Genomic DNA, 17,607 nt, shown 5'->3' with positions numbered 1-17,607 from the left:
ATACAGTATGCAAATTATAAAACATTTTCTTTCGCATAAAACAGTCCTTATTTTTCTAACTGTTTTTAAGTGCGGTATGTTTGGTTGTTTCGCACAGAATACCCAGGACAGCTTACAAAATGATCCCTACAAAGCTTTGATCGAGAAAAGTTTTGAAGCCGGAAATAAGGGAGAATATAATCTTGCCGAAAAGTTTTTACAAGAAGCGATAAATCTACAGCCTGATAATCCTTTCAACTCTATGTTAATGAATAATATAGCAGGGATACAACAACTCGAAGGTAAAGAAAAAGAAGCTATAAATACTTATTCAAAGGCTTTGTCTCTTATGCCAGAAGAACAAACGATAAGACATAATAGAGCCTTGCTCTATGCCAAGATGGGAATGGATACGGAGGCTATTTCTGATTATAGTATTCTCATTTCCAGAGCTCCAAAAAATGAAGTATATCTTTACCAAAGAGCTATGTTATATATGGCCAATAAGAAATACACATCTGCAGAGATAGACCTCAACGAAATCATCAAAAACAACGATAATTCATTGAGAGCCAGGATGGGATATGCTTGGCTTGAAACAATGAGAGGTAACTATGATGCAGCAGAGCGATTGTATGCCTATTTGATAAGTAAATTATCGGACAATTCTGAAGTATACGAAGGAAGAGCCCGTATGTACTTTGCTAGAAATATGAATGGCTTTGCCTTGCGAGATGTAAACAAAGCTTTTGATTTGTCGGGAAACAAAGTTTCTCCTACATTGTATATTCTCAGAGGTGAAATCAACTTAAAACTTGGCGATAAGAAAAGTGCAGCCAAAGATTTTGAAGTAGCACGTAAAATAGATCCCAAAGTAGCAATTCCACAAATACAATAAATTCTCCTATCCACCTTAGGGACTTCTTCATGGAACCATTCTTAAAACTTGTAGCAAAAGATTATTTCAACGAACTTGGTACTTCTATCAGTAATATCAGGTTTATTTTCCCGTCTCGTAGAGCCGGGCTCTTCTTTAGGAAATATTTAGGAGAATTATCGGAGAAACCTTTTTTTGCACCCGCCATTACCACAATCAATGATTTTATTATTGGTCTGGCAGCGGGGTACAGGAAGGTGTTGGACAAGACTGAGCTCCTTTTTGATCTATATTCAGCTTATTGCGAATGTGTTGACCAGCCTTCTTCTTTTGATGAGTTTCTTTACTGGGGTAATATTATTTTGGATGACTTCGATGAGATCGACAGGTACCTTATAAACCCTAAATTACTTTTTAATAATCTCGCTGAATATAAAGCTCTTGATGACGATTTGTCTCATTTGACACAAGATCAGATTGATGCCATAAAATCGTTCTGGAAGAATCTAAGTCCAAGACTAAAGAGTGTGGAATACCTCAACAATAATGATGGAGATGAAGACTATCAAGAGAATTTCATTGAATTTTGGGAAAAACTTCTTCCACTATATAAAACCTTCAACAAAATTCTCGATGTAAAAAATGCGGCTTATGAAGGTAAGATATATAACGAATTGGCTCATGATGAGGATATCCTGAGTCGGATCAAATACAAAAGAAATATTTTTGTAGGCTTGTTTGCATTCTCCAGATCAGAAGAGGTAATATTGCGACGATTGAAGAAAGCTGATTGTGCTGAGTTCTGTTGGGATGAAAATGCTTTGGTTCTTTCCGATCATAAGCATACTGCAAAGAGAATATTGGAACGTAATAAGAATCTCTTAGGACAAGTCAAAGGATCTTGGATTTCTCAGTGCGGAGAGTTCGATACGGCTATAAAAGTTGTGAAATGCGGAGGAACCATAGCTCAGGCAAAAGTATTACCGTCGGTATTATTGCAGTTTCTTGCTGATCAAGATATTCCTGAAGATGATTTATTATATACAGCCATTATACTTCCGGATGAAAAACTACTGATGCCTGTAGTTTCGGCTATACCACCTACATATGAGAAGCTCAATATTACTATGGGTTATCCTTTGAACAGAACACCTGTAGCAATATTTGTAGATAAATGGATGCGAATGGTGCGTTCTCTCAAAAAGTTTAATAATACATTTCACTATCCGGCCGATCAGGTGTTAGATTTACTGAATATGAGGCTTATCGCTGATAAATCTCAAGATTCAAGTCGACTTGTACGGCTTATAAGAGAACAAAAAAGTTATTTCTTAATTCTTTCAGAACTCCAAGCTGCTTCGGCAGATGACCCATTATTGACACTGCTCTTCCGAAAGATATCAAGCTCTGAGGATTTGCTATCTTCCCTTTTAGAAATTCTATATCTATTGGTGAATGAAAATAGTGATGATCCAAAATCACGAGAACCTGGTTCAGTGGGAAATTCTATGCCGGAAGATGAACAGTTGGATAATGGTCTTACGGCTTTTGATACAGAGTTCATATTTCACTATGCTTCTCTTGTACGTCGCCTTATAGATCTCTTGAATCATTACCATATGTCTCCACTGACGGATACTACTGTGGGATTATTGGAAGGTTTAGCGAGCCGATTTACAATTCCTTTCGAAGGCGAGCCTTTAAAAGGACTTCAAGTTATGGGTATGTTAGAGACAAGAGCATTAAACTTCAAAAACATCATCGTGCTTTCGGCCAAGGAAGGAGTGTTGCCAAAATTATCAGTCAATTCTACACTTATACCTTATACCTTACGTAATGGATATAGTTTGCCTACAGGTGATATCCAAGATGCTACTGCAGCCTATAATTTTTATCGATTGCTCAGTAATGCTGAGAATATCTATCTTTTGCACGATGCCAACGGACAGGGCAATGGCCAAGGAGAAGAGAGCCGATATATCAGACAACTTCAGTTCTTATATAATAAAAATGTTATAGACACAACTATAAAACTCAATACTTATTTCCCTCCTGCCCCTATCATCAGAATAAAGAAAACTCCGGAAATATTGGCTTCGCTCCACAGGTTTTGTATTGATAGGGAGCTTGCTCCGAGTAGATTGAATACTTACGTTAGCTGTCCTCTCAAATTCTATTACGAAGCTATTGAGAATTTATTTGAAGCAGAAGCTCCTGAAATTCTCATGGATGCGGCTGAATTTGGTTCAGTAGTACACAAGGCTATGCAAGATATTTATATGTCTTTTGAAGATGGAGGAATGATAACTTCCGATTTTATCAGTGGTTTATTGACAAAAGGTAATACTACCATAAATCGCACTGTAACGGACGCATATAAATCAGAGTATTTAAATAGACCTGACAGGAAAGATATAGGAGGGCTGGGCAAGCTATACTGCAAGATGATCACGAGATACGTACGTGCGGTATTATTATATGATATGAGCTTATGTCCTATAAGATATATTGCAGGAGAAAAGAAGTTTCACGGCCTCATTCAAATGTCCGATGGTAAAATGCTCAGAACCAAAGGAACTATTGATCGTATTGATGAAATTAACGGAACTATAAGAATAGTAGATTATAAGACGGGAAAAGATGATTATAAACTAAGAGATTGGGAGATGATATCGATGCATCCTCCAAAAACTAAGAACCAACCCAAAGCCATTGCTCAGACTCTTCTATATTGCGAGCTTATGCTCACAGGGAAGGAAAATATGACTCCGGAAAATATAAAATTGAATATAAAATCACCCATAAAACCTTGTATTTATAATCTCAGGGATATGATTAAGCAAAAGGAATTATATAATGGATATCTATCCGTTCCTCTTTCTCTCGGTGAAAAACCTGAGGAACTCGATGATTATAAACATATCAGGGATATTTATCTGGGTGAAGTACAAACAATACTTGATGAAATATTCAACCCCAATATTGATTTTGAGCAAACGGACGATACTGATTATTGTGCTTTTTGCCCGTTTGCTCTAAGTTGTGGACGGGTGCAGTAAAATCCCGATCCTATTTTGAGTTAGAATCGAATAATACCATTGAGATCATCAAGTACACGCGCATCTTTATTAGGCCTATTATCGAGCATGGAATGCAGTGCCTCCATAGCTTGCATGTAGGTTTTCGAGTTTTTCAGTCTTTGCATTATGAGACCAAAGTATGCATCGCTGTTTTGAGGAAAATATTCCTTTACACTTTTTTGAATAGCTTGTTCTATATCAGTTTCAATGTTGGGGATATATAAAAGATGCTCGTTACCCTCATAATGTGTGAGAATAAGTTTTACGGCCAATCCGCCTAAATTCTGTTTGAATATACGGGCTATTTTACTCACATCATCTTGCGAAAACTGAGCCACCTCTGCATCTGTTGCCATTCTCTGTTTAATTTTGTCAAACATATTGATGACTTGCCATTCGATTATTTGTGGCATTGTTTCGGTGAGTGATTTATAAATTTGCTCCTGGAAAGGTAGAGTGCGGGAAGGAGAATATCTCATCGGGGTATCCCGTACAAGGCGTGTCTGATACGCTATAAGCCCTCTGTTCGGACTATAATTTAACAATCTGTATGGGCAAGGATAAGTTATAGTAGATCCCGTCTCAATCTCATACAAGACTTTTCCCTCATTACTTTTGAGCACTGCCACATCGCAGGCATGGAAGTGACCTGTAAACAAAAGTTTAACATGATGCTTAAATAGAATATCAATCAAAGCGTCATTGTTTTTGAGCACATATAACGGAAGATATTGTGCTTGATGTGCAAAGTGCTCTATCACATTGTGATGTATCATCACAAATATAGTTTTATCCTTATCCAGTTTGCCCAATTCAAGATCAAGCCATTTCAAAGTAGAGTCGTTCAATCTGCCTCCTGAATTATTGAGGTTACGACTATCCCCCTTGGAGGTAAATAAATTTTCTTTATATAAATTACCGTCAAGACCTACAATGACGAGATCTTTGATAGGTTCCGCTATATAACTCAATGAATTTTTATCTTTTACCAAGGCTGATTCATATCCGTAGTGTGCATATAGAGAAGCAAATTCTTGAGGTGATACAGTCGGGGTCTGCTCTTTACTATCTCCATCAAATATGGCTGCATTGGGATCATTGATATCATGATTACCGGGAATTACTAAGATTGGGATTCCACTTTTTCTCAGAGGTTCCAACTTTTCTATAATCCTTTTGTGAGATATTAGCTCTCCATCCTTCGTTAGGTCACCGGGGATGAGTATTAACCGAGGTTTCTGTTGCTTAATATCGTTTAATACAGCATCCAAGATATCCTCACTTTCTCTAAGGAGTTTTCTGTCCGAGCGTAATTCTCGTTCTGAAAGACTACCCTCTTTCTTGATTATTTCGTGAGCCATCACATGCGGGTCAGAAAATATTGCCATTTTTATATCTCCCGGTTCTAAAACAAAAGGTGACGGCTCTACTTCGAACTTAATGGATATAGGTGATGCTACATTCCCAATGTAATACTTCACACTATATTCGCCTGCGCTTAACTTCCCAAGATTTAAGGATCCTGAATTTCCCCGTATCGTATCTGATAATTTTAGAGGGAATGCACCTTGCTCACGATACAATCGGATCTCACCCTGGGAGTCTATATTCTTATAGTTTATTTTTACATCTTCCTGATCTGAGAATTTCTGCTTAAAAAGATTTATTCTCATTTCTTTAGTTCCTGACTGATGAGTCGTATTTTCTTGAGCAAAGATGCTATGTGATGAAGATAGAATTCCTACGGTTAATAACAAGTAAAGAATTCTGGGATAACTGTTCATATTAAGAGTATTAAAATATTATTATTTATAATGAATAAACGAGCCAGAGTGCCCATAAGTTTTACATCAAAAGAAAATATGTAAGTGAAAACTACGCTGTTAATTATTGCTTTTCTGTAATTTTTTTGTCGGCAGGCAAGGACACCAAATTGAATACTTCCGACACATCTCACCTTTATCAAATCTTCCGAGTGATATAATTTGACAAACCCTGAAGCTCCTAAAATGTCAAATGAATACATATTGCTCGAATTAAAAATCACAATGGAATACTTAATGCTTAATAAATGACATATAGATAACGCCGAACAGGTCAATCACAAGATAATAGGATTTCATATATGGGACAATTGTCTCTCAATATTTTTCTAACTAAGTAGTGATATTTTCTTAACTACGCTTTTATATTTTTCTAACTAAGAAGATTGAATTGTCTGGTTAAGAAAATATCACTACTTAGTTAGAAAAATGCCTGTCTTAATACACAAACAAAAAAGCCGTAAAGAGCTTATAAAAAAACTCCTTACGGCTCTTTGTTTATTAAAAGTTATATCTTTTTATATTTTGACAAAATGATATTTTATCTTTCTCGAACCGATCTGACAAAATGTAAGTTCAACAATATTTATAAGTACATATGATATGCCGGTAAATAAGTTATTATCGGTATTGGTTTGATGTATGCTATTTATACGAGCTTTCATTGTATGGCTATAAAATATTATTGTCATATGTCAACAAAGATACAACATCACACCCCCCTTTGTCAAGCTAATCTTTATACACATCTTTTAATTTTTTTGTTTCATGAAAGATAGTACAGTGAGGTGCTCATGGAAAACCTTTAGACCTTTGCATATGGTATTATATCCTGGAGGTCCGCCAGATTTTACATAAGCTTTCCATGATCCCAGTCGGGCTATTATCCACGAAGCCCAAGCTAACGAATCTTCCCGAAAAGGATTATTCCCATCTTTTGATCGAGGAGACTCTTTATGTAGCATTTCCATCTCTAGATGCAGCATCTCGCACTCTTCCTCTGTAAAGAGTCGATTACATGAAACGCTCTCATTGGCAGTGTCATATTTTTTCTTTAGAGTCATACACTTTAGCACAACATAGAACCCCATTGCCATAAGCTTTTTCATCGCCATACCGTTTTCTAATTGGGCAGAGGTAATACCCAAGCCTTTGGTTTTCATTAATCTAAAGACTTCTTCGATATGCCATCGATACTTGTACCACTGTATAATCCGGAGTGCATCTTCCTTACTCTTTACTTCGTGCGAGGTGAGCAAACGCCATTCGATAGGCTTTTCACCCTCGGGAACGCTACCGGCATCTTCTCTGACATGAACGTAGTGGCAGCTAATACTCTTTGAAACATCGTCTTTACCATTACCTGTGTTGCCGAAAGTGACTGGTGCATATTTGACGTCGAACAACGCCTTGCGAGGTTTACGCCTATTTTGCCTAGTGATCTGGGATGTGCAACTGAAACTAACCGGTTGTTTATCCAACCATTCGATGATACGTTCTTTTTTAGATTTTGAATCTCCCTCGAGAAGCCGATTGTGAATGGAGCGAATCAGAAAATCACATCCTTCTTCCAACGTCTTACTCATGACGGTGTAGATATCATTCTCACGATCACCCACCATGGTTTTACGTAAATTTTCTGGCAAATTCGCGTTTGCCATTTTAGCCGATGCAGCCCAACGAGACGATTCTTTCTCATTAAATCCAATTTTTTTACGCAGCTGTTTCTTCTGGCGTGCGTCTTTGCGATCTCTGTTATACAACTCAATCGAACTATAACCCATAGGGGTTTCCGTCTCAGGGTCAAAGAGCAAGCAAGGATGAGCAAAGATGCTGTACTCCGAACTCTTGTTGGTTCCATACCCATAATCTTCGTCATTAGGGTTTAATCGGCCACTGATATTATCAAAAGTAAACTCTGTAGTATCCTGAATGCAAAGCACATGCTTAAGATCTTTGCAACATTGTGCGCTATTTGCGGTAACGCAGTCCAAAAACTGATCCATTTTCCATCTTTTATTATTTAGGAGTCGATAAGCCCCCTGCCTTTCTGCATGATTCTTAAAACAACTGTTCATGACCCCGTCCACACGACGTGTCATTGCTGCCAAGACGAAATATAATCGCTTAGCGATACGTGCATCTTTTATGACGCCTGAAAATGTTAAGTTACATATATAAAGATACGAAAAAAACAACGAGGATACAATGCAATAAATTGAATAAAAGTATGTTAAATCGTTGAGATATGTGTATAGATTAGCTTTGTCAAGAGGTAGCGATAGATTTATTTTACCATATCACCTAAAAACGAGCATTAAATCATTATTATCAATTACCATGAAATTTTCAGCAAATAATTATTCCTAAATGTTTATGTTTGGAAATCTTGATAATAATTGAAACTTCTAAATAGCTCTATACAACATGATGTACTACAAATCTTGTTTGTCTAAAACATAGAGTTAAAACTCTTATAAATATTAAGGCATCTCCCCTTTATAATTTTATCGGTCTAATATCTCAAAATAAAAAAGCTGCCGAAGAAAAACTGCAGCAGCTTAATTATGTCAGAAAATCGGTTATTTATATTTTGTCCACTTCCACATCTCCTTGAGAGAAGGCTTCTTGCCATACATAAGAACCCCTACACGATAGATCTTAGCCCCGATCCAAGTAACACCTACAAATGTTGCAAAAAGGAGGATAACACTCAATATCTCTTGCCATATAGGCACATCATAGGGTAATCTCACCATCATTACGATAGGTGAAGTAAATGGAATGAGTGAACACCAAAAGGCTAGAGGTCCTTCAGGATTGTTCATTGATGCAAATCCTGCATAAAATGAAAATACCATTAGTATAGTCACAGGCACCATAAGTTGGTTAGTATCTTCATCACTGGAAACAGCAGAGCCTATAGCTGCAAAAATAGAAGAGTATAATAGATATCCTCCGATAAAGAAGATAATAAATAGCGTAATGATCTCTCCAAAATTGATCCCTTGGATAATGCTGAATACTTCTTTCATATCACTGAAATCATCTGCGGAGAATCCGGCTGCCAATCCATTTACTTGGCTTGCTTGTAAAGAAGCAATAGTGCTCGCATCATACAAGCTTCCCAGTAATGTAAACTGAGCTATGATAAAGAGTATCCATGTAAGTACAGCCCAAATAGCCAATTGGGTGATACCTACAAGACCTATACCTATGATCTTACCCATCATCATATCAAAGGGTTTTACAGAAGAAACCATAACTTCCATGATACGGCTTTTCTTTTCTTCCAAGACACCTTGTAGCACCATGGATCCATACATCATGATAAACATATAACTCATCATTGTCAAGGCTATGCCTATCATGCTGGCTACCCCACCGGACGTTTTATTCTCGGCACCGTTCTCTCCCCACTTATATGTACTAGTCTTGATATTAATCTTACTGTCACGTACAATGTCTTTGAGACCTTCTATATTATAAGAACTCAATTTCTTATCCGAGAGGTAGTCAGAAAGAGTTTTATTGATATACTCTTCCAGACCGGAAGGTAACTGCTTGAAGGAATATAGACTGATAGCCTGCCTGTCTTCTAGCAAATCTTGTCGTATTTCCAGTACAGCAGTTATGCTATCACCCATTTCGCCTTTACGAAGCTCATCTATTGATTTGTTTGTTTTGACGAAAGTATAGTTGTCCGTGTCTTTGAGCAATGGCAGATACTCACCTGTGCGGTCAATGACAGCGACCTGCTGTTTGTCACCACCCAAGGTCGCTAGTAATATGGGCAAAGCTATAATGACAACAAAGAATACGGGAGCAATCAAGGTAGTAAGGAGAAACGATTTCTTCCGCACCCTTACCATATACTCCCTATTGATGATGATTCCTATTTTACTCATGAGTCAAGTTGTTTTTTACGGTGTTGACAAAAATATCATGCATACTGGGTATCTCTTCATTGAAAGATGTAATGATGATATCCAAAGGGAGAGCATTAAGAATATTGCGATTTGACTGATGTTTATCCTTTTGGATTCTCAGATAACCTCCTGTCCCACTTGTATTGATAGAGAGGATATTAAAGTGAGCCAAGCTTTCTGCTGCCAATGTCCCTTCATAAGAAATATTCACGATATCCGTTTTGTTGGCTTGGCGTATATCGGCAACAGCTCCTTTGAGCACTACTCTGGATTTATTGATAAGAGCTATGTGATCACATACTTCTTCTACCGATTGCATATTATGGGTAGAGAAAATTACAGTTTTACCTTTATCTCTAAGCTCTAATATTTCATTTTTGAGTAAGTCGGCATTGACAGGGTCAAATCCGCTAAACGGCTCGTCAAAGATAAGTAGATCCGGATCATGTATTACAGTACATACAAACTGTACTTTTTGCTGCATACCCTTAGATAACTCCTCTACTTTCTTATCCCACCAAGGCATGATATCAAATTTCTCAAACCAAGTTTTGAGACGCTCCACTGCTTCTGCGCGAGGAATTCCCTTGAGTCTAGCCAAATAGATTGCGTGCTCTCCTACTTTCATTTTTCTGTACAAGCCTCTTTCTTCCGGCAGATAACCTATTTTCTCTACATCCTTCTGCATAATGTGACCGCCATCCATCAACACCTCTCCAGTGTCGGGTGCTGTGATTCTATTGATAATGCGTATCAATGATGTTTTGCCGGCACCATTGGGGCCAAGTAAGCCAAATACTTTGCCTCGATCAATGCTTAGACTCACATCATCCAGAGCTGTGTGTTGAGCATAATGTTTGGAGACATGACGTATCTCTAAAAATGCCATAATTAATTTGTTTATAAGTAATTATATTGATTCGACAATTTCATTGTAAGAGGGAATATGTTCCAAAAAAGAATAAGAATTATTGCTATAATCAATGTGACATGCAACATGATCCAGACCATTACTTACATATAAATAAGGTACACGGAGAGTAATATTGTAACGCATGATCTGGTCAATAGTTTTCTGTGAGAGTGCCACCTGTGGAGACTTATACTCCACTAATACCATAGGAGCCAAAGTCTTGGAGTATATTACAGTATCACATCTTTTTTTCAAGGTCGCAACTTGTATGGTAGCCTCATTCATGGTCAATCCTGCCGGATATCCCAGATGAGCCAAAAGATAATGAACGAAATGCTGACGTACCCACTCTTCCGGAGTAAGCCTAACAAACTTTTTACGTATGGAGTCGTGTATGAAAATCTTTTCTTTTTCCGTCTTTAACTTATAGGGGAAAGACGGGAGATTTAGCTGAATCATCTATCTTTGTGGAACTATACCTTTAAAGGCAAATATAGTTACAATTTATGAGAACAAAAGAAGAGATTGTCAAAAACTGGCTACCACGTTATACGCACAGAACGCTTGAAGAATTCACTCCGTATATATTACTTACCAATTTTACGGATTATGTGGAAACTTTCGCAAGGCATTTTGATGTACCGGTTATGGGACAAGGTACTGTAATGAAAACAGCTATTGCTAAAGATATAACCATTATCAACTTTGGGATGGGAAGTCCCAATGCTGCTACGATTATGGATTTACTATCAGCCATAAAGCCTAAAGCGGTCTTGTTCTTAGGGAAATGCGGTGGTCTCAAAAATACGCCTTCCTTGGGTGACTACCTTTTGCCTATTGCTGCAATACGTGGAGAGGGGACATCGAATGATTATTTTGCTCCTGAAATTCCTTCACTCCCAGCATTCAGCTTATTGCGTGCAATTTCTTCTTCCATTCATGAAAAAGGCCGGGATTATTGGACAGGTACTGTTTATACCACAAACAGAAGGGTATGGGAGCACGATGATGCTTTCAAAGACTATTTGCGTAAGACTCATGCTACCGGTATAGATATGGAAACGGCAACTTTACTAATGGTTGGTTTTGCCAACAAAATACCTACAGGAGCTCTATTGATGATATCAGACAAACCCATGGATCCTGACGGAGTCAAAACCGAAAAGAGCGATATGGCCGTAACCAAACAATTCGCTGAAGAGCACTTGATGCTGGGAGTGGATGCTCTGAACAAGATAAAAGAGAATAAATCCACCGTGAAGCATATTAAGTTTTCTTGGTGATAATTCATAATTTATCCCATCTAATCAGAGGGCTATTGTTTACATTATATATTATTGACTATGATTACTTACGAGCAAGTTATAAGAAGTCTCAAAAAGCGCAATTTCAGTAAGCTGTATTTACTTGTGGGGGAAGAGCCTTACTACATTGATAAGCTTTGTGAATATTTTGAAACATTGGTGATCTCTGAAGCTGAGAAAGATTTCAATCAAACAATCCTTTATGGAGATAGCGTATCGGCCAAAGATATCATCAATGAAGCCATGCGCTTCCCCATGATGTCAGATTACCAACTCGTTGTAGTACATGAAGCCCAACAAGTAAAAGATGTAGATACTATAGCTAAATATATTGAATCCATACCTACCACCACCATACTTGTACTATGCATCAAGAAAAAGCCGGACAAAAGAAAGGCTCTATATAAAATAGGAGAAGAATTGGGGAGTGTATTTGAGTCGGTAAAAATACCCGATTATAAAATTCCTGATACCATAAGTTCTATGGCTGCAGGAAAGAATCTTATGATAGACCCTCGAAGTGCCAATATGCTGGCAGATTTTCTGGGAAATGATCTGGAAAAGATATCCTCGGAACTGGACAAATTGGCTATTTCACTGGGCAATAATGATAAAGTGATTACCTCAGAACTTATAGAACGTAATATTGGTATAAGTAAGGATTTCAACAATTTTGAGTTTCTCAAAGCTGTGATAGAAAAAGATGTAAGTAAAGCTTATCTCATTGCGTCACATTTTGCTAAGAATGAACAAGCCAATCCGATACAGTCTACATTGGCAGTGTTGTTTAACTACTTTACCAACCTCCTGATTGTGCTATATCCCCCTCGCAAAGATGAACAAACAATCATGAGCATGCTTGGCTTCAGGAATAAGTTTCAAGTAAGAGATTATATTACCGGAATGAGGTTTTACAGTTTAGGACATGTGTTTAATATAATCAGACAAATCAGACTGTCAGATGCCGCATCTAAAGGAATAGACTCTAATGCATCCAATGCAGATATCATGAAAGAATTACTTGCCGTTATTTTCAGATAGTTGTTTATATCTTCTATATTTTCCCGGCAATCCTTCAACGTTTTGAGAAAGTGCTATTTGGCTTTATAATCAAAAATAATCCAAAGGTACTCACCTTAGATTGTACCTAATAAAGTGAAATATATCCGAATTCCTCTTTTACGTATACCTATTATTGGGTATTTTATTTTGTATAGGGCAATCTACGTAAACAAACAACCTAACTTTGACTGTTTTCCAATGTTAGAATCAAATGAAATTTATATTATAATCATAATAAAAATAAAAATTTATGAAACAACAAATTACTCGCTTGATGTGCATGTTATGCATTTTTGCCGGAATTGTTAGTCATGATCTTTCTGCCCAACAGAAAGGCAAAACCACCGGATCGGTAACAGGTACAGTGGTTGATGCGCGTACCCGAGAGGCATTGCCGTATGTACAAGTTCTGATTAAAGGAACTACTTTGGGAACAACAACTGACTCAAACGGTAACTTCTCAATCAAAGGCATACCGGTAGGCACAGTAAAGCTCATTGCTCGCAACATGGGTTATGGTGACGTCATGGAGAACGTAACAATTCATGAAGGGTCAAAAAGACATATTGACCTTTATATGAAGGAGGAAGCAATATCTCTGGATGGGGTTGTAGTAACTTCCAATAGAAATGAAACTTTGAGACGTAAGGCTTCCACATTGGTTACTGTGATTCCATCAGATATATTTATCAAAACCAACGCCAGCAATCTCAGTCAAGGTCTTAAATTCCAACCGGGTCTACGTGTTGAAAACAATTGTCAGAATTGTGGTTTCAACCAAGTACGCATCAACGGCCTTGAGGGCGCATACTCACAAATCCTTATAGATAGTCGCCCTATGTTTAGTGCCCTAGCCGGTGTTTATGGCTTAGAGCAGATCCCTGCAAATATGATTGACCGAGTAGAGGTACTTCGTGGTGGAGGTTCCGCTCTTTTCGGCTCTAACGCTGTAGGTGGAGTAATCAATATTATCACCAAAGAGCCTGTGAGAAACAGTGGTGAGATCAGTTCTACGCTTACATCATTCAACAGAGAGAAGGATGGATTTAGGAAAATACAGACTGTAACCAATTTCAACGCATCAATGATCACAGAAGATCAAAAAGGCGGTGTCACTGTTTTTGGGCAGCATAGCTATCGTCCGGGATTCGATTATAATGAGGATTCTTTCACAGAACTACCGGTACTTCGCAATAGAGGGTTGGGCTTCCGCTCATTCTACAAAACCGGACTTTACAGCAAACTTACAGCTGAGTTCCACTCTATGCAAGAGTATCGCCGTGGTGGGGATCGATTGGATCTTCCCCCTTTCGAAGCTCGAATAGCTGAATATCTACAACACTATATCAATGGTGGTAGTCTTAAATTCGATCAGGGCTTTAATGAAGGTAAAAATAGACTGAGCCTTTATTTCTCTGCTCAAAATGTAAGACGTAATAGCTACTATGGCGGAGGTGACTTTGTAGATGAGTTGCTAAAAAGCATTACAGATGAAAAGACACGTGAAGAAGTACGTAACTCTTTGACATCATATGGTACCACAAAAGGATTGGATATACAAGGAGGTGCATCATACAATCATAACATCGCTGATCGCTGGGAAATTACTGCGGGAGCCGAACTCACTAGTGGTAGTCTTAAGGATCAAAGCGGTTTCAGATCCAAAGCCATAGATCAAGAGAATCTTACTTTTAGCCAGTTTGATCAGATCGAATACAAAACTGATAAATTGAGCTTACTTGTAGGTGGCCGCTTTGACTATGTTACATTGAAACAAAATGGTAAGAAAGATATCAACTCACTATTTATTTTCAGTCCCAGAGCAAACGTTAGATACAACCCTATTGAAGACCTTTCTGTAAGACTTTCATATAGCGAAGGCTTTAGAGCTCCTCAATATTTTGATGAAGAGATGCACGTAGAACTTGCCGGAGGTACTCCTGTTGCGCGTGTTTTGGATAAGGATCTGAAAGAAGAACGTTCAAGAAGCTTAAGCGGATCTATTGACTGGTACGGCAAGTCGGATAAATGGCAGTATAACTTGATGCTTGAGGGGTTTGCTACATTTATCAATGATCAGTTTACCACCTCTCCTGTGGAAAAAGAAGAGAACGGAATATCTATCCGCACTGTGATCAACCAAAAAGAAGGTACCAGCAAAGTGTTTGGAGTTAATCTTGAAGGTAGACTTGCATACGGTAGACTTTTTGACATCCAATTAGGAGCTACCATGCAGAGAAGCCGCTATGGTGTAGAGAAAGACTTGGTAGATGAGGATAAAGAAACAGGTCAAAAGGCTATAACAACTAAAGACTTTGAAAGAACACCTAATTTCTACAGCTATTTTGTTACTACTCTTCGCCCTACTCACAATCTGAGCTTTAACTTGAGTGGTACATTCACCGGTTCTATGAAAGCCTTGCATGAAGCTTATGAGGGAGACATAGAAAAAAGCAAAATAGACAAAGACGGCTTTTTTGATTATGAAATGGATGGACAAAGATTCAAAGGTGTAGCACCGGGTTTTGCTTATCTCAAAAAAACAAAATCATTCTTTGAAATGGATTTCAAAACTACTTATGAGTTCCATTTGAGTTCCACCATGAATTTGGAACTCAATGCAGGTGTTCAAAACATCTTCAATGCTTATCAAAATGACATGGATAAAGGACCCGGAAGAGCTTCAGCATATATTTACGGGCCAATGCAGCCTCGTCGAATATTCGTTGGAACAAAGGTTTCCTTCTAATTCCGGATTTTCACCCCATTACAAGGTCGCTCTTTATGAAAGGGCGACCTTTTTCTTTCTTATTACCTCCTATAATGCATCAAAAAGAAAATTAAATTTGTAACAAATCATTTCGGAATACGTCATAGAGATAAAGACGCTTTTTTTTAAAGTATTGAAGAATGATGAAAATAATAACCCTCAACATAATAAAGCAAGTATATATGCCCTGGGCATAGTAACTATAATATCAATTTAGCTGTATAGTGTAAACCGAATACTATGTATACTGATCAGGAATTTCTAAATACTTTCATCCCTTTCAGGAGTTCTGTACAACAGACTTGCATGATAATATTGAATGATGATGAGGAAGCAAAAGATGCTACTCAAGACATCTTCTTGAAAATCTGGGAGAATAGATCGGAGCTTGATGAGGTGGTTTATCCTAAGGCTTTTATGATAAGAATAGCAAAGAATTATTGCTTAGATAAGTTGCGGAAACAAAAAAATGATACATCAGTAAGAATTGATGATTTCGATATTGATATTCCTGCTCAAGCTAAGGATGCTGCTGAACACCTAATAGCAAAAGAAAATCTGCATATGGTAAGTCAATGGATCCATGATCTCAAAGAGCCTCATAGATCTATAATAAAACTGACTCACATAGAACAGATATCCAATAAAGAGGTTGCCGAAAGGCTCTCTATCTCAGAAGGAAATGTGAGAGTAATACTCTCGAGACTAAGAAAAGAAATAAAAACAATAATAGGAAAAAACTATTGATATAAAAGTCATGAATGTTTTAGATAATAATAAGATCAAAGAACTCCTCGAAAGATATTATGAAGGGACATCCAGCAGAGAGGATGAACTAAAATTATACCTTTTGTTGATGGATGCGGATGAAAATTCGCCCTATCATGATGATGCTTTAATTATTCGCTCACACTTCGAAAATGACGAAGCTACCCTTCATGTATTAGAAGATGAAGATATAAAATTAAAAACGATGTTGGAGAGTAACTCCACTTCTCTAAAAGCACAGCCGATTACTCGTAAAAGAAATATATCATTATTATTCAAAGCTTCTTTAAAATATGCAGCCGTGGCACTATTGGTTATATCCTTAGTAGGAATTACTGTATATAAAATAAATATTCTCCATAATGATGTATCTACCAAAAACGGGATTCCCCTCACTAAAGAGGAAGCCAATAGAGAAGCCCTGCAAGCCATGACAATCATATCAAGTACACTGCAAATAAGCCGTGATGCGCAGAAGCAAGTACAATATCAATTGATGCAAATTGATCAAAAATTAAATAACTATTTGTCAATATTTAATCCTCAAATAAAAAACGACAATGAAAAAAATTAGCTTCAAATCCGCATTATTAGTGATATTATTGATCTTAATATCATATGCGAGCAAGGCACAGGGTGTTAATTTTCAGAAATTAATGAATATTAAGGAAATAAACACTGTGTATATCACGGAAGCCATGCTCAAAAATGCATCAGGAATGATAGGACAGGAGGCCGGCTCTGATAATAAAATGATGGGAGATATGGTGAAAAGTACAGAACAAATGTACGTCTTCACTGCTCAAGGAGATAAAAATAAACAAGTTCTCAAGCAAGAATTCGAACCCATAATGAGTGGCAAGGATAAGAAAGCAGAGGTATTAATGATCTCTAAGAATGGTAACAATGAGAATAGGATTATTGGCTATAAGAACAATAAAGGAGGCTATAATACTATTTACATCATTAACGAGGCCGATAGTACTATGAATATCGTGAGCATGCTTGGAAACTTCTCGAAAGAGTCCATCAAAAACTTCTCAAAATAAAATGGAAAATAAGTGATAGAAAGATAGCATAATCTCTATTTTGCAGGAGGGTG

The 17,607-nt window shown here is 37.4% G+C and carries 13 protein-coding genes; 8 read left to right on the top strand and 5 right to left on the bottom strand.

Annotated elements, in window-relative coordinates:
- Positions 1-7 precede the first annotated feature (7 nt).
- Together VYJ22_RS07360 and VYJ22_RS07355 are read left to right on the top strand one after the other, a co-directional pair.
- On the top strand, positions 8-877 hold the full coding sequence (locus VYJ22_RS07360) for a tetratricopeptide repeat protein (RefSeq protein WP_329903276.1): 870 nt from the start codon (positions 8-10) through the stop codon (positions 875-877).
- A gap of 29 nt (positions 878-906) precedes the next feature.
- Positions 907-3,915 (top strand): PD-(D/E)XK nuclease family protein, encoded by a 3,009-nt coding sequence (locus VYJ22_RS07355; protein WP_329903274.1) that lies wholly within the window; start codon positions 907-909, stop codon positions 3,913-3,915.
- A gap of 20 nt (positions 3,916-3,935) precedes the next feature.
- Here the strand turns inward: VYJ22_RS07355 and VYJ22_RS07350 are convergent, their stop codons facing one another.
- The 5 genes from VYJ22_RS07350 to VYJ22_RS07330 form a co-directional block, all read right to left on the bottom strand.
- Positions 3,936-5,609: a metallophosphoesterase family protein gene (locus VYJ22_RS07350; protein ID WP_329903272.1), complete on the bottom strand. Its 1,674-nt coding sequence runs from the start codon at positions 5,607-5,609 to the stop codon at positions 3,936-3,938.
- 902 nt (positions 5,610-6,511) lie between these two features.
- Positions 6,512-7,861 carry an IS4 family transposase gene (locus VYJ22_RS07345; protein WP_329903271.1) on the bottom strand — a complete coding sequence of 450 codons (1,350 nt, stop codon included), beginning with the start codon at positions 7,859-7,861 and terminating at the stop codon, positions 6,512-6,514.
- Positions 7,862-8,341: 480 nt separating this feature from the next.
- The gene (locus VYJ22_RS07340; protein WP_329903269.1) at positions 8,342-9,667 is read right to left on the bottom strand and encodes an ABC transporter permease; all 1,326 of its coding nucleotides are present in this window, start codon (positions 9,665-9,667) and stop codon (positions 8,342-8,344) included.
- Positions 9,660-10,577, bottom strand: a complete 918-nt coding sequence (locus VYJ22_RS07335) for an ABC transporter ATP-binding protein (RefSeq protein ID WP_329903268.1) — start codon at positions 10,575-10,577, stop codon at positions 9,660-9,662. The genes VYJ22_RS07340 and VYJ22_RS07335 overlap by 8 nt, the downstream gene beginning before the upstream one ends.
- Positions 10,578-10,598: 21 nt before the next feature.
- On the bottom strand, positions 10,599-11,060 hold the full coding sequence (locus VYJ22_RS07330) for a type I restriction enzyme HsdR N-terminal domain-containing protein (RefSeq protein ID WP_329903267.1): 462 nt from the start codon (positions 11,058-11,060) through the stop codon (positions 10,599-10,601).
- A 47-nt stretch (positions 11,061-11,107) separates the two neighbouring features.
- Here VYJ22_RS07330 and VYJ22_RS07325 point away from each other — a divergent pair, with 47 nt between their 5' ends.
- From VYJ22_RS07325 to VYJ22_RS07300, 6 genes are all read left to right on the top strand, one after another.
- Positions 11,108-11,884: an AMP nucleosidase gene (locus tag VYJ22_RS07325; protein ID WP_329903265.1), complete on the top strand. Its 777-nt coding sequence runs from the start codon at positions 11,108-11,110 to the stop codon at positions 11,882-11,884.
- Positions 11,885-11,944: 60 nt separating this feature from the next.
- Positions 11,945-12,946: a DNA polymerase III subunit delta gene (holA, locus tag VYJ22_RS07320; RefSeq protein ID WP_329903264.1), complete on the top strand. Its 1,002-nt coding sequence runs from the start codon at positions 11,945-11,947 to the stop codon at positions 12,944-12,946.
- Positions 12,947-13,217: 271 nt separating this feature from the next.
- Positions 13,218-15,716, top strand: coding sequence for a TonB-dependent receptor (locus VYJ22_RS07315; protein ID WP_329903263.1), 2,499 nt, complete (start codon positions 13,218-13,220; stop codon positions 15,714-15,716).
- 327 nt (positions 15,717-16,043) lie between these two features.
- Entirely contained in the window at positions 16,044-16,484 is a 441-nt protein-coding gene (locus VYJ22_RS07310; protein ID WP_329903262.1) for an RNA polymerase sigma factor, read from the top strand.
- A 10-nt stretch (positions 16,485-16,494) separates the two neighbouring features.
- Positions 16,495-17,079 carry a hypothetical protein gene (locus tag VYJ22_RS07305; protein ID WP_329903261.1) on the top strand — a complete coding sequence of 195 codons (585 nt, stop codon included), beginning with the start codon at positions 16,495-16,497 and terminating at the stop codon, positions 17,077-17,079.
- On the top strand, positions 17,066-17,554 hold the full coding sequence (locus VYJ22_RS07300; RefSeq protein WP_329903260.1) for a DUF4252 domain-containing protein: 489 nt from the start codon (positions 17,066-17,068) through the stop codon (positions 17,552-17,554). The genes VYJ22_RS07305 and VYJ22_RS07300 overlap by 14 nt, the downstream gene beginning before the upstream one ends.
- The last annotated feature ends 53 nt before the right edge of the window (positions 17,555-17,607 follow it).

It is taken from the genome of Porphyromonas pogonae, from assembly GCF_036320655.1.
GTDB lineage: Bacteria > Bacteroidota > Bacteroidia > Bacteroidales > Porphyromonadaceae > Porphyromonas > Porphyromonas pogonae.
This window is presented reverse-complemented; position numbering and strand designations above follow the sequence as displayed.